Source organism: Nocardioides carbamazepini (assembly GCF_024614185.1).
GTDB classification, from domain to species: Bacteria; Actinomycetota; Actinomycetes; order Propionibacteriales; family Nocardioidaceae; genus Nocardioides; species Nocardioides carbamazepini.
Window position 1 is genome coordinate 487,404 of sequence record NZ_JAHTLF010000016.1, and the last position, 14,528, is coordinate 501,931.

8 protein-coding genes are annotated in these 14,528 nt (G+C 68.6%); all 8 read left to right on the forward strand.

Annotated elements, in window-relative coordinates:
• Positions 1–13: 13 nt before the first annotated feature.
• The 8 genes from KVF89_RS15060 (at position 14) to KVF89_RS15095 (ending at position 14,457) form a co-directional block, all read left to right on the forward strand.
• Positions 14–982, forward strand: coding sequence for an MCE family protein (locus KVF89_RS15060; protein WP_257426676.1), 969 nt, complete (start codon positions 14–16; stop codon positions 980–982).
• On the forward strand, positions 979–2,127 hold the full coding sequence (locus KVF89_RS15065) for an MCE family protein (protein WP_257426678.1): 1,149 nt from the start codon (positions 979–981) through the stop codon (positions 2,125–2,127). Before KVF89_RS15060 ends, KVF89_RS15065 begins: the two co-directional genes overlap by 4 nt.
• Positions 2,124–3,638 (forward strand): MCE family protein, encoded by a 1,515-nt coding sequence (locus tag KVF89_RS15070; RefSeq protein WP_257426680.1) that lies wholly within the window; start codon positions 2,124–2,126, stop codon positions 3,636–3,638. The genes KVF89_RS15065 and KVF89_RS15070 overlap by 4 nt, the downstream gene beginning before the upstream one ends.
• Complete coding sequence (locus KVF89_RS15075) at positions 3,635–4,939, forward strand: MCE family protein (protein ID WP_257426682.1); 1,305 nt, start codon at positions 3,635–3,637, stop codon at positions 4,937–4,939. The genes KVF89_RS15070 and KVF89_RS15075 overlap by 4 nt, the downstream gene beginning before the upstream one ends.
• A 22-nt stretch (positions 4,940–4,961) precedes the next feature.
• Positions 4,962–5,717, forward strand: a complete 756-nt coding sequence (locus KVF89_RS30435; RefSeq protein ID WP_257426684.1) for a PT domain-containing protein — start codon at positions 4,962–4,964, stop codon at positions 5,715–5,717.
• Positions 5,714–6,610 carry a hypothetical protein gene (locus KVF89_RS15085; protein ID WP_257426685.1) on the forward strand — a complete coding sequence of 299 codons (897 nt, stop codon included), beginning with the start codon at positions 5,714–5,716 and terminating at the stop codon, positions 6,608–6,610. The genes KVF89_RS30435 and KVF89_RS15085 overlap by 4 nt, the downstream gene beginning before the upstream one ends.
• 334 nt (positions 6,611–6,944) lie before the next feature.
• Complete coding sequence (rpoB, locus tag KVF89_RS15090) at positions 6,945–10,454, forward strand: DNA-directed RNA polymerase subunit beta (protein ID WP_257426686.1); 3,510 nt, start codon at positions 6,945–6,947, stop codon at positions 10,452–10,454.
• 124 nt (positions 10,455–10,578) lie between these two features.
• Positions 10,579–14,457 (forward strand): DNA-directed RNA polymerase subunit beta', encoded by a 3,879-nt coding sequence (locus tag KVF89_RS15095; protein ID WP_273475318.1) that lies wholly within the window; start codon positions 10,579–10,581, stop codon positions 14,455–14,457.
• The last annotated feature ends 71 nt before the right edge of the window (positions 14,458–14,528 follow it).

Here is a 14,528-nt window from a genome sequence, read left to right on the forward strand (position 1 = left end):
GAGGACGCCTGACATGAAGCCCTTCCGCGAGCGCAACCCCGTGGTGATCGGTGCGGTGAGCATCGCCGTGCTGCTGCTCGGCCTGGTCGCCGCCTTCCGGGCCAACGACCTGCCGCTGATCGGAGGCGGCGACACCTACTACGCCTCGTTCTCCGAGGCGGGCGGCCTCAAGGCCAAGGACGAGGTCCGCATCGCCGGCGTCCGCGTCGGCCAGGTGACCTCGATGGAGCTCGACGGGAACTCCGTGAAGGTCGGTTTCAAGATCAAGACCGACACCCCCTTCGGCCCCGACACCCGCGCCGACATCAAGGTGAAGACCATCCTCGGCTCGATGTACCTCGCCCTCGACCCGGCCGGTGAGGGCCAGCTCGCGGAGGGCGCGGTCATCCCGGTCGAGCGCACCAGCTCGCCGTACGACGTGGTCGAGGCCTTCACGGGCCTGGCCGAGACCTCCGCGGACATCGACACCGACCAGCTCGCCGGCGCGCTCACCACGCTGGCCGACCTGACCCGCAACACCCCCGAGGAGTTCCGCTCGGCGCTCGACGGCCTGTCCTCGCTCGCGGAGACGGTCGCCTCGCGCGACGACGAGATCAACTCCCTGCTGAAGAACCTCAACCGCGTCTCGACCGTGCTCGACTCGCGTGACGAGGACATCGTGGCGTTGATGAAGGACGCCGACACGCTCTTCACCGCACTGCTCCAGCGCAAGGCGCAGATCCATCGGCTGCTGAAGTCGACGTCGACGCTGAGCACCACGCTGACGGGCCTGATCAAGGACAGCCGCGCCGACCTCAAGCCCGCCCTCGACAGCCTCGACTCGGTGCTGCAGGTCGTGAAGAAGAACGAGGACAACCTCGAGGAGTCGATCCGCCTGATGGCGCCGTTCTATCGCGTCTTCGCCAGCACGCTCGGCAACGGGCCGTGGTTCGACACCTACATCTTCAACCTGCCGCCGGTGCCCGGGACGGTGACGCCGTGAACGACTCGGTGAGCAAGGTGCGCCGCTGGCTCCCGCTGGCCGTCATCGGGGTCCTGGTCGTCACCGGCCTGGTCTGGATGTTCGGCAGCTCGGGCAACGACAAGACGGTGACCGCCTACTTCCCGCGGGCGGTCTCGGTCTACGAGGGCAGCGAGGTCCGCGTCCTCGGCATCCCTGTCGGGCGGGTGCGCGAGGTCGTCCCCGAGGGCACCAAGGTCAAGGTCGTCATGTCCTACGACTCCGAGCTCAAAGTGCCGGCCGACGCCGATGCGGTCATCGTGTCGCCCTCCGTGGTCGGTGACCGCTACATCCAGCTCTCGCCGGCCTTCGAGGACGGCGACCGCGTGATGGCCGACAACACCGTCATCGACGCGACCAAGACCGCGATCCCGCTGGAGCTCGACGAGATCTACGGCAGCATCGACAAGCTGACCGTCGCGCTCGGGCCCGAGGGCGCCAACAAGGAGGGCGCGCTGAGCGACCTCCTGGAGCAGACGGCCCGGAACTTCGGCGGCCAGGGCGCCCAGTTCCACCAGACCATCGAGGACTTCGGCCGGCTGAGCGAGACCCTCGACAACAACAAGGACGAGCTCTTCGAGTCGGCCCAGCAGCTCGAGTCCTTCCTCAAGACGCTGGCCGACAACGACACGACGGTGCGCGACTTCAACAGGTCCCTCGGCGACGTGTCGAGCCTCCTGGCCGACGAGCGACAGGAGTTGACGACCGCGCTCTCGAACCTCGGTACGGCGCTCGACCACGTCGCCCGCTTCGTGAAGCGCAACCGCGAGGTGCTCGGTCGCAACATCCGCGACATCAACCGGGTCGCGAAGGTGCTGGTCCGCCAGCGCGGCGCCCTCGACGAGCTGCTGCAGGCCGGCCCGCTCGCGATCACGAACCTCTACCACACCTACAACCCGAAGGACGGCACGCTCGACACCAACGCCAACATCGGGAACCTCCTGCACGAGCTGACCTCCAACCCGAGCGCCGTGCTGTGCGCGCTGGTGTCGGGCGCGGACGCCAAGGGCGACATCTGCGGACTGATCGAGACCCTGCTCCCGCGCGGTGCTCCGTTCGGCACCGGCTCCTGGTACGGCGAGACCTATGACCCGACGCTCAACGGACTGGTGGGGGTGGACCGATGAAGCACCGTTCCGGGCCCCGTCCCGGTCTCCGTCGCGGTCTCCGTCGCCGGCTGCAGGGCCTGGTCGCCCTGCTCGCCGGGGCCGTGCTGCTCACCGGTTGCGACTTCGACGTCTACGAGCTGCCGCTGCCCGGTGGCGCCGACACGGGCAAGGACCCGATCCAGGTCAGCGTCCGCTTCGACGACGTCCTCGACCTGGTGCCCAAGTCGTCGGTCAAGGTCAACGACGTCGCGGTCGGGCAGGTCACCGAGGTGCGTCTCGACGGCTATCGGGCCGTGGTGACCCTCGAGCTGCGCAAGGACGTCGACCTTCCCGACAACCCGGTCGCCTCGATCCGGCAGACCAGCCTGCTGGGGGAGAAGTTCGTCTCGCTCGCGGCACCGCCGACCGGCGCCCAGGGCCGGCTCGCCGACGGCGACGTCATCGAGGACGGCGGCCGCAACCCGGAGGTCGAGGAGGTGCTCGGTGCGCTCAGCCTGGTCCTCAACGGCGGCGGCATCGCCCAGCTGAAGACGATCACGACCGAGCTCAACCTCGCACTCGAGGGCCGGGAGGACTCCGCGAAGTCGGTGCTCACCCAGGTCTCCTCGCTGATGGGCCAGCTCGACCAGCGCAAGCAGGACATCGTCGATGCGATCGAGTCGGTCAACCGGCTCGCGGTCACCGCCAAGGAGCACCAGGACAGCATCGACCTCGCCCTCGAGGAGCTGCCGAGCGCGCTGGACTCCCTCGACCGGCAGCGTGCCGACCTGGTCGCCATGCTCGACGGGCTCACCCAGCTCAGCGACGTCGGCGTCCGGGTCATCAACACCACGAAGGCCGCGACGATCGACACGCTCAAGATGCTCGACCCGGTGCTCTTCCAGATCGCCGAGGCCGGCGACGACTTCGCCAAGGGCTTCAGCACCTTCCTGACGTACCCGTTCATCGACGAGTCCGTGGGCCGCGACCCGCAGGTGGCGCGGAACCTCCACATGGGCGACTACGTCAACCTGTCGATCGACCTGCAGCTCGACGTGGGCAACCTGACCCTGCCGGACCTGCCCTGTCTCCTGGTCAACGAGCTGCCGGACTCGCCGCTCGACCAGCTGATCAACCTGAAGAACCTCTGCGACAGTGCGTGGAAGACGCTCCAGGGCTGCCTGAAGACGCCGCCGGACCCGCAGAAGTGCCTGCTGCTGCCGCAGTACCTCCTCGACGACGTCTGCGCGGCCGTGAAGCTGCTCTGCAACCTCCTCGGCGGTGGCAACAAGAGCACCGCGGCGACCGGCAATGCGCCCGCCAGCAGCAACCCGATCCAGAACCTGCTCTCCAGCGTGCTGAAGGGCGGCGGTCTCGGCCGCCCGGCCCCGGGCGGTCACAGCGACGTCGACACGATGTGGTCGGAGTTCGACGCCGCCTACGACACCGACCTGGTCAGTCTGTACGCCGCGCCGCTGACCCGGTCGGGGGAGCCCGGGCAGCCGGGGCAGCCGACGCAGCAGCGGCAGAGGGCGAGGTCGGCACAGTGATCACCCGTCGCACCCGGATCCAGCTGATGGTCTTCGCGCTCATCACGCTGCTCGGCGTCTCCTTCGTGGGCGCCCGCTACGCCAAGCTCGACCGGCTCGTCGTGGAGCGCAGCTACACGGTGATCGCCCACTACCCGGAGTCCGGTGGCATCTTCACCGGCGCCGAGGTGACGTACCGCGGGGTCGGCATCGGCACCGTCGGCGAGCTCGAGCTGACCGACGCGGGGGTCGACGTCCGGCTCGACATCGAGAAGAAGTGGGACAAGATCCCCAGCGACACCCTCGCCCTGGTCGGCAACCGCTCGGCCGTCGGCGAGCAGTACGTCGAGCTGCAGCCGCAGACCGACGACGGCCCCTACCTCCGCGAGGGCTCGGAGATCGTCGACGTCGCGACGCCGATCGCCACCGAGAAGCTGCTCGGCGACCTGTCGTCGACGGTGGCGAGCGTCGATCGTGAGGCCCTGCGGACGACGGTCAGCGAGCTCGGCCAGGCGTTCGCCGGCACCGGCCCGGACCTCCAGCGGATCATCGACACCGGCAACTCGTTCATCGAGACCGCGGACGAGAACTTCGACCTCACCACCGCCCTGATCCGGGACAGCAACATCGTCCTGCAGGGCCAGGTGGCCTCGGAGTCCTCACTGCGGACCTTCGCCCAGCAGCTCTCGCTGTTCAGCTCCGCGCTCGCCGGCGCCGACCCCGCGCTGCGCAAGGTGATCGACTCGGGCTCGGTCGCCGCGACCCAGCTGCGGACCTTCCTCGAGCAGAACGGCGTCGAGATCAGTGAGCTCCTCGCCAACCTGGTCGCCACCGGCGAGGTCGTCGTCAAGCACCTCGACGCCGTCAAGCAGCTGCTGGTCGTCTACCCGTACGCCATCGGCGCCGGCCAGGTCGTCGTCGGCAAGCGGTCGAAGCAGGAGGGCGGCAGCGGGTTCTGGGACGCGCACTTCGGCCTGGTGCTCGCCCTGACCAGCACCCCCTGCTACGACGGCTACCTCAAGACCCGCCGCAACCCGGAGTCCGACCGGGGCAACGCCCCGATGCCCGACAACGTCGGCTGCACCGAGCCGATCACCAAGAGCAACCCTCGCGGCACGCAGAACCTCCCGCGGGTCGCGCCGGGCGTGCGGGGCTACGACGTCGGCGTGCGCGTGGACGAGAAGACGGGCGAGCTGACCTGGGGCGTGACGGGCCAGGCCGAGGAGACGTCCACCGCGCGGGGTAACGTGGCGCCTCCGTCGCTGGGAGAGGACTCGTGGAAGTGGCTCTATCTCCAACCGCTGCTCGACCCCACGCGTTGAGCCCGTCGCCGAGGCTCGCCGCGTGAGGGAATCCAACGCCACGCTCCGCTGGAGCGTGATCGGGCTGCTGCTCGCCGTCGTCGTCGCCGCGCTCGGAGTCAGCGTGTGGACGCTGGTCGACAAGGGCGCCGGGTCCAACCCCGGCGAGAGGCTCGACTCCCTGATCGACCCGCCCCGCGACGAGACCGCCGACCGCGAGAAGGTGCTCGCGGCCGCCCGGACGTTCGTCCAGCGGTTCAACACCTACGGCCCGGACCTGCTCGACAGCGCGGGCAAGATGCCCGACTACGCCGCGGTCGGCGAGCTGATGACGGCCAAGTTCCGCACCGTGTTCGACAAGAACGTCGGGTATGCCGAGGAGACGGTCAAGCAGACCCAGATCGACCGCGTCGGCACGCCGTACGCCGTCGGGGTGGCCAGCATCGACGACGACTCGGCCCAGCTCCTCGTCGCGGGCGTCGTCGAGTTCTCCTATCCCGACCCCGCCGACAGCGCCCAGCGGATCCCGTTCGAGCCGCTCCGCTTCCGCTACGAGGTCGCCCTGGTCAAGCAGGGTGGCACCTGGCTGGTCGACGACCTCGACGACCTCGACGACGAGCTGCCGTCCTTCGGCGAGGCCTCGATCCCCGAGGGCGGCCCGCCGGCCGGCCAGCCGAGCGGTCAGCCGAGCGGTCAGCCGAGCGGTCAGCCGAGCGGTCAGCCGAGCGGTCAGCCGAGCGGTCAGCCGTCCGGTCAGCCGACCGACGGCACGTCGCCGAGCACGGAGGAGGGCCGATGAGCACCAACCTCTACGACCTCCTCGATGTCGAGGAGACCGCGACCGAGGCCGAGATCCGCGCCGCCTGGAAGTCGGCGATCGCCGACCTGGATCCGACCGAGCGCCGGTTCCGGGCCTACAGCGACGCCGCCGGCGTGCTGCTCGCCCAGCCCCCGCGGGCGGCCTACGCCGCCGCGCGCCCCGCCCCCCCCCCCGCCGCGGCCTATTCCCCCACGGCACAGGTCCGCCGCTCCACCGCCGAAACGGTCGAGCCTGGAGGACAACCCTCACGCCTGCCCGACGAACCTTCATCGGCCACGCATGAGTTTCGCCGGTCGCCCGGCGAAACTGCCTCCGAGCCGCCGTCAGGCCGCCGAGCTCCCGGCACCGTGCCACTGGTCGCCGCTGGCGTCGCCGCGGTCCTGGCGGTGGGGCTCGCCGTGACCCTCGCGCTCCTGCCCGGTGCCCGCGGTGACCACACGGCCAAGGACGTGGCCGAGGGCAACCTCCGCTTCGAGAGGTCGTCCGTCGAGGTCGAGAACGCCGCGGAGCGGATCGTGGCGCCGGCCTTCTCGTACGGCTACCAGACCATGGACGCCGACCTGGAGCGGGTGACCCAGTACCTCACGCCGGAGCTGGCGGCCAAGCAGACCAAGCTGTGGCCGGAGCTGACCGACGAGGCGACGAAGCAGAAGATCGTGGTCGAGGCCGCGGCGGAGGGGGTCGCCCTGACCCGGCTCAGCGCGGACGGCGAGGTCGCCTCCGTCGTGGTGTTCATCCGGCAGGACAGTGTCCGCGACGGTGGGGAGCGGAGCACGTTGCGGATGTGGGCGACGCTGCAGCTCGTGCGGGACTCCGGCAGCGACCAGGGCTGGCTGCTCGACGGCATCTGCGTGGATTCGGACTGCGGCTGACCCGTCCCATCTGAACGCGAGGACGACGCCGACCCGGCGCGTTCGAACGCGACGGACCGATGGTCGAGGGGGCCGGGCACGCGGCGGGGCCGCTTGACCTGAGCGGGTCCGCGCAGCATGATCGGCGGACCGGATTCCACCCGGTCCTCGTTCGGGGACTGAGGGAGCCGCTCCCCGGCTGTGCGAGGTTGCGCAGTCGACGTTGTGGAGCGCTCGTGTGTGGTGTATCGTGGCTCCTTGCGCCTGCCCTCAGATGCGCTTCGGCCTACCCGGTGGCCGATGACGTGGTGGGTCAGGGCGCTCTCGAAGAGTCGAACCCGTCGAAGGACAACTCTTGGCCGCGCGCACCACCCCCGGTAAGTCCCGCATCTCTTTCGCGAAGATCCAGGAGCCGTTGGCGCTCCCGCAGCTCCTCTCCCTCCAGACCGACAGCTTCGACTGGCTGATCGGCAACGAGGCGCACAAGGCCCGGATCGAGGCTCGTATCGCCGCTGGCGTCGACGCCACGTTCAAGTCCGGCCTCGAGGAGATCTTCGAGGAGATCTCCCCGATCGAGGACTTCTCCGAGACGATGTCACTCTCGTTCGAGAGCCCGGTCTTCTACGACCCGAAGTACACCGTCGACGAGTGCAAGGAGAAGGACCTCACCTACTCCGCCCCGCTCTACGTCTCCGCGGAGTTCACCAACAACGAGACCGGTGAGATCAAGGGCCAGACGGTCTTCATGGGCGACTTCCCGCTGATGACCCCGAAGGGCACCTTCGTCATCAACGGCACCGAGCGCGTGGTCGTCTCGCAGCTCGTCCGCTCGCCGGGCGTCTACTTCGAGCGCACCGCCGACAAGACGTCCGACAAGGACATCTTCACGGCCAAGCTGATCCCGAGCCGCGGCGCGTGGCTGGAGTTCGAGATCGACAAGCGCGACATGGTCGGCGTCCGCCTCGACCGCAAGCGCAAGCAGAACGTCACGGTCCTGCTCAAGGCCCTCCAGGCCGTCGCCGAGGACACCGGCGAGGAGTACGACTACGAGGCCGTCATGGCCGACCTGCGTCAGTACGAGTCGATCCAGCTGACCGAGGAGAAGGACAACACCCAGGGTCCTGACGACGCGCTGCTCGACATCTACCGCAAGCTGCGTCCGGGCGAGCCGCCGACGCGCGAGGCCGCGCTGACGCTGCTGAAGAACTACTACTTCAACCCGAAGCGCTACGACCTGGCCAAGGTCGGCCGCTACAAGGTCAACAAGAAGCTCGGCACGCACGAGGCGTTCGACCAGCAGACGATGACGATCGCCGACATGGTCGCGACGATCAAGTACATCGTCCAGCTGCACAACGCCGACGAGTTCGTGACGGCCATCGGCGGCGAGATCCGCCAGGACGCCGACGGCAAGGACCTGCCGGTCAGCGCCGACGACATCGACCACTTCGGCAACCGTCGCATGCGCACGGTCGGCGAGCTGATCCAGAACCAGCTCCGCACGGGCCTGGCCCGGATGGAGCGCGTGGTCCGCGAGCGGATGACGACCCAGGACGTCGAGGCCATCACGCCGCAGTCCCTGATCAACATCCGTCCTGTGGTGGCGGCGCTGAAGGAGTTCTTCGGCACCTCGCAGCTCTCGCAGTTCATGGACCAGACCAACCCGATCGCGGGCCTGACGCACAAGCGTCGCCTGTCCGCGCTCGGCCCGGGTGGTCTCTCCCGTGACCGCGCCGGCATGGAGGTCCGTGACGTCCACCCGTCGCACTACGGCCGGATGTGCCCGATCGAGACGCCGGAAGGCCCGAACATCGGCCTGATCGGCTCGCTCGCGTCGTACGGCCGGATCAACCCGTTCGGGTTCGTCGAGACGCCGTACCGCAAGGTCGAGGGCGGTGTGGTCACCGACCAGGTCGACTACCTCACCGCGGACGACGAGGACCGCTACGTCATCGCGCAGGCCAACGCGGCGCTCGACGCCAAGGGCCGCTTCGCCGAGGACCGGGTGCTGGTGCGCCAGCGCAACGGCGAGGTCGCCGAGGTCCTGGCCGACGACGTCGACTACATGGACGTCTCCCCGCGCCAGATGGTGTCGGTCGCGACGGCCCTGATCCCGTTCCTCGAGCACGACGACGCGAACCGTGCGCTCATGGGTGCCAACATGCAGCGTCAGGCCGTGCCGCTCATCAGGAGCGACAGCCCGATCGTGGGCACCGGCATCGAGTTCCGGGCCGCGGTCGACGCGGGTGACGTCGTGGTGGCCGACAAGGCCGGTGTCGTCAAGGAGGTCTCCGCCGACCTCGTCGAGACGATGAACGACGACGGCACCTACTCGTCGTACCGGCTCGCGAAGTTCAAGCGCTCCAACCAGGGCACCTGCATCAACCAGCGGCCGCTGGTCGAGGCGGGGGACCGGCTCGAGGTCGGCTCGCCGATCGCCGACGGCCCGTGCACCGACAACGCGGAGATGGCGCTGGGCACCAACCTGCTCGTGGCGTTCATGCCGTGGGAGGGCCACAACTACGAGGACGCGATCATCCTCAGCCAGCGTCTGGTGCAGGAGGACGTCCTCACCTCGATCCACATCGAGGAGCACGAGGTCGACGCCCGCGACACCAAGCTGGGCCCGGAGGAGATCACTCGCGACATCCCGAACGTCAGCGAGGAGATGCTCGCCGATCTCGACGAGCGCGGCATCATCCGGATCGGCGCCGAGGTCTCGACCGGTGACATCCTGGTCGGCAAGGTCACGCCCAAGGGCGAGACCGAGCTGACCCCCGAGGAGCGCCTGCTCCGCGCGATCTTCGGTGAGAAGGCGCGCGAGGTGCGCGACACCTCGATGAAGGTGCCGCACGGCGAGTCCGGCACGGTCATCGGCGTTCGCGTCTTCGACCGCGAGGAGGGCGACGAGCTCCCGCCGGGCGTCAACCAGCTGGTCCGCGTCTACGTCGCGCAGAAGCGCAAGATCTCCGTGGGTGACAAGCTCGCCGGCCGTCACGGCAACAAGGGCGTCATCGCGAAGATCCTGCCGATCGAGGACATGCCGTTCATGGAGGACGGCACGCCGGTCGACGTCGTGCTCAACCCGCTGGGTGTGCCGCGACGGATGAACATCGGCCAGATCCTCGAGCTGCACCTCGGCTGGCTCGGCAAGCAGGGCTGGCACATCGACGCCGACCTGCGCGACGAGGACTGGGCCCAGCGCCTGATCTCGATCGGTGCCGACGAGGCCGCGCCGAACACGAAGCTGGCCACGCCGGTCTTCGACGGCGCCCGCGAGGACGAGATCACCGGACTGCTCCGCGTCACGCACAAGAACCGTGACGGTGACCGGATGATCAAGGAGGACGGCAAGGCCAACCTCTTCGACGGTCGTTCCGGCGAGCCGTTCCAGTCGCCGGTCTCGGTCGGCTACATGTACATCCTCAAGCTCCACCACCTGGTCGACGACAAGATCCACGCGCGCTCGACCGGCCCCTACTCGATGATCACGCAGCAGCCCCTGGGCGGCAAGGCCCAGTTCGGTGGCCAGCGGTTCGGCGAGATGGAGGTGTGGGCGATGGAGGCGTACGGCGCCGCCTACGCCCTCCAGGAGCTGCTCACCATCAAGTCCGACGACGTGCCTGGTCGCGTCAAGGTCTACGAGGCCATCGTGAAGGGCGAGAACATCCCCGACTCGGGCATCCCGGAGTCGTTCAAGGTCCTCGTCAAGGAGATGCAGTCGCTCTGCCTCAACGTGGAGGTGCTGTCGCAGGACGGCTCCCCCATCGCGTTGAAGGACGCGGAGGAGGACGTGTTCCGCGCCGCCGAGGAGCTCGGCATCGACCTGTCGCGCCGCGAGCCCAGCAGCGTCGAAGAAGTCTGATCGGGAGGACGCGCGAGCGCAGCGAGCGCCTGTCCTCCCGGAACAGGCAAGCAGCCGCGCGAAGCGCGTCCCCCCGGGACAGTCCCTAGCTACTGACTCAAACAGCAACCCAAAGGAACAAACCTTGCTGGACGTGAACTTCTTCGAGCAGATCCAGATCGGCCTGGCCACGGCGGACGACATCCGCACGTGGAGCCACGGCGAGGTCAAGAAGCCGGAGACCATCAACTACCGCACGCTCAAGCCGGAGCGTGACGGACTCTTCTGCGAGAAGATCTTCGGTCCCACCCGGGACTGGGAGTGCTATTGCGGCAAGTACAAGCGGGTCCGCTTCAAGGGCATCATCTGCGAGCGCTGCGGCGTCGAGGTGACCCGCTCCAAGGTCCGCCGCGAGCGGATGGGCCACATCGAGCTCGCCGCCCCGGTGACCCACATCTGGTACTTCAAGGGTGTCCCGAGCCGGCTCGGCTACCTGCTGGACCTGGCGCCGAAGGACCTCGAGAAGGTCATCTACTTCGCCGCCTACATGATCACCTCCGTCGACGAGGACGCGCGTCACCGCGACCTGTCCGACCTCGAGGGCAAGATCGGCCTGCAGCGCCAGTCCATCGAGAAGCGGCGCGACGCCGGCCTCGAGGACCGCACCAAGAAGCTGGAGGAGGACCTCGCCGCCCTCGAGGCCGAGGGTGCCAAGGCCGACCAGCGCCGCAAGGTGCGCGACGGCGCCGAGCGCGAGCTCAAGCAGATGCGCGACCGCGCCCAGCGCGAGCTGGACCGCCTCGACGAGGTCTGGGACACGTTCAAGACCCTCAAGGTGCAGGACCTCATGGGTGACGAGGTCCTCTACCGCGAGATGAAGAACTGGTTCGGCAAGTACTTCGAGGGCCACATGGGCGCCACGGCCATCCAGAAGCGGCTCCAGGACTTCGACATCGCCGCGGAGGTCGAGAACCTGCGCGAGACCATCGCCACCGGCAAGGGCCAGCGCAAGGTCCGCGCCCTCAAGCGGCTCAAGGTCGTCGACGCGTTCCGCAAGACCGGCAACAAGCCCGAGGGCATGGTCCTCGACGCCGTCCCGGTCATCCCGCCGGACCTGCGCCCGATGGTGCAGCTCGACGGTGGCCGGTTCGCGACCTCCGACCTCAACGACCTGTACCGCCGGGTGATCAACCGGAACAACCGCCTCAAGCGGCTGCTCGACCTCGGCGCGCCGGAGATCATCGTCAACAACGAGAAGCGGATGCTCCAGGAGGCCGTCGACTCGCTGTTCGACAACGGCCGTCGTGGTCGTCCCGTCACCGGCCCGGGCAACCGGCCGCTGAAGTCGCTGTCCGACATGCTCAAGGGCAAGCAGGGTCGGTTCCGCCAGAACCTGCTCGGCAAGCGCGTGGACTACTCGGGCCGTTCGGTCATCGTGTCGGGTCCGCAGCTCAAGCTGCACCAGTGCGGTCTGCCCAAGCAGATGGCCCTGGAGCTCTTCAAGCCGTTCGTCATGAAGCGGCTCGTGGACCTGTCGCACGCGCAGAACATCAAGTCCGCCAAGCGGATGGTCGAGCGGGCGCGCCCGGTCGTGTGGGACGTCCTCGAAGAGGTCATCACCGAGCACCCCGTGCTGCTCAACCGTGCGCCCACCCTGCACCGCCTCGGCATCCAGGCCTTCGAGCCGCAGCTGATCGAGGGCAAGGCCATCCAGCTCCACCCGCTCGTCTGCACCGCGTTCAACGCGGACTTCGACGGCGACCAGATGGCCGTGCACCTGCCGCTGTCCGCCGAGGCCCAGGCCGAGGCACGGATCCTGATGCTGTCGACCAACAACATCCTCAAGCCGTCGGACGGCCGTCCGGTGACCATGCCGACCCAGGACATGATCATCGGCCTGTTCTTCCTCACCACCGAGCGTGGCGAGGCGACGGTCGAGATCGAGGGCGAGACCCGTCTGCGCTCGTTCACGTCCCCGGCCGAGGCGATCATGGCCTACGACCGTGGCGAGATCACGCTGCAGGACCGGGTGCGCATCCGCCTGACCGATGTTGCGCTCGAGGGCGTCGAGGAGGGCGTGGCCACCCTGGTCGAGACCACCCTGGGCCGCACGATCTTCAACGACGCGCTGCCGGCCGACTACCCGTACGTCAACGAGGAGGTCGGCAAGAAGCGCCTCGGCTCGATCGTCAACGACCTCGCCGAGCGCTACCCCAAGGTCGTCGTCGCGGCGTCGCTGGACGCCCTCAAGGACAACGGCTTCCACTGGGCGACCCGCTCCGGCGTGACGGTGTCGATCGCGGACGTGATCACGCCCCCCAACAAGGCCGAGATCCTGGCCGAGCACGAGGCTGCGGCGGCGAAGATCCAGAAGCAGTACGAGCGCGGTCTGGTCACCGACGAGGAGCGCCGTCAGGAGCTCATCGAGATCTGGACGAAGGCGAGCCAGGAGGTCGGCAAGGCCCTGCGCGCCACCTTCGAGGCCAACCCGACCAACCCGATCTACGTGCAGGTGCACTCGGGTGCCTCGGGCAACTTCAACCAGATCAACCAGGTCGGCGCCATGCGTGGCCTGGTGGCCAACCCGAAGGGCGAGATCATCCCGCGGCCGATCAAGGCCAACTTCCGCGAGGGTCTCTCCGTGCTGGAGTACTTCATCTCCACCCACGGTGCCCGCAAGGGTCTGGCGGACACCGCGCTGCGGACCGCCGACTCGGGCTACCTGACCCGTCGTCTGGTCGACGTGTCGCAGGACGTCATCATCCGTGAGGACGACTGCGGCACCGAGCGCGGCCTGCCCAAGGTCATCGGCGTCAAGGACGAGAACGGCGTCGTGGTCAAGGACGAGAACGCCGAGACCGCGGCGTACGCCCGTTCGGCCGCCAAGGACATCGCGCACCCCGGCACCGGCGAGATCCTCGCCGGCGCGGGCGACGACCTCGGTGACGTCAAGATCGCCGAGCTCATCGCGGCCGGCATCGAGGAGGTCACGGTCCGCTCGGTCCTGACCTGCGACGCCCGGACCGGCACCTGCGCGAAGTGCTACGGCCGCTCGCTGGCCACCGGCAAGCTCGTCGACATCGGTGAGGCCGTCGGCATCATCGCGGCGCAGTCCATCGGTGAGCCCGGCACGCAGCTGACGATGCGTACCTTCCACACCGGTGGTGTGGCCTCGGCCGACGACATCACGCAGGGTCTGCCCCGCGTCGTGGAGCTCTTCGAGGCCCGCACCCCCAAGGGTCACGCCCAGATCTCCGAGGCCGCCGGCCGCGTGGCGATCGAGGAGACCGACAAGGCCCGGATCATCGTCGTCACCCCTGACGACGGCAGCGAGGTCAAGGAGTACCCCGTCTCCCGCCGCTCGCGGCTGCTCATCGAGGACGGCGGCCGGGTCGAGGTGGGAGACAAGTTCACCGCCGGCACGGAGGACCCGAAGGAGGTGCTGCGCATCCTCGGCGTCCGCCGCACGCAGCAGCACCTCGTCGACCAGGTCCAGGAGGTCTACCGGTCCCAGGGCGTGTCGATCCACGACAAGCACATCGAGATCATCGTGCGGCAGATGCTGCGCCGGATCACGGTGCTCGAGTCGGGTGAGACCAACCTGCTCCCGTCCGACCTCGTCGACCGGGTCCGCTTCGAGGAGGAGAACCGTCGCGTGGTCTCCGAGGGCGGCAAGCCGGCCTCGGGTCGTCCCGAGCTCATGGGCATCACCAAGGCCTCGCTCGCGACCGAGTCGTGGCTCTCGGCGGCCTCCTTCCAGGAGACCACCCGGGTCCTCACCGACGCCGCGATCAACGGCCGCTCCGACAGCCTGCGTGGCCTGAAGGAGAACGTGATCATCGGCAAGCTGATCCCGGCCGGCACCGGCCTGGAGCGGTACCGCAACATCCGGGTCGAGCCGACCGAGGAGGCGCGCGCCGCGGCGTACGCCGTCACGGGCTACGAGTCCTACGACTACGAGTTCGGCAACCAGGGCCAGGCCGTGGCGCTGGACGACTTCGACTTCGGTTCCTACCAGAACTGAGTTGGAACGGACAACGACCGGGATCCGATCAACCTGCTTGATCGGATCCCGGTCGATGACCGGCCCCTGAC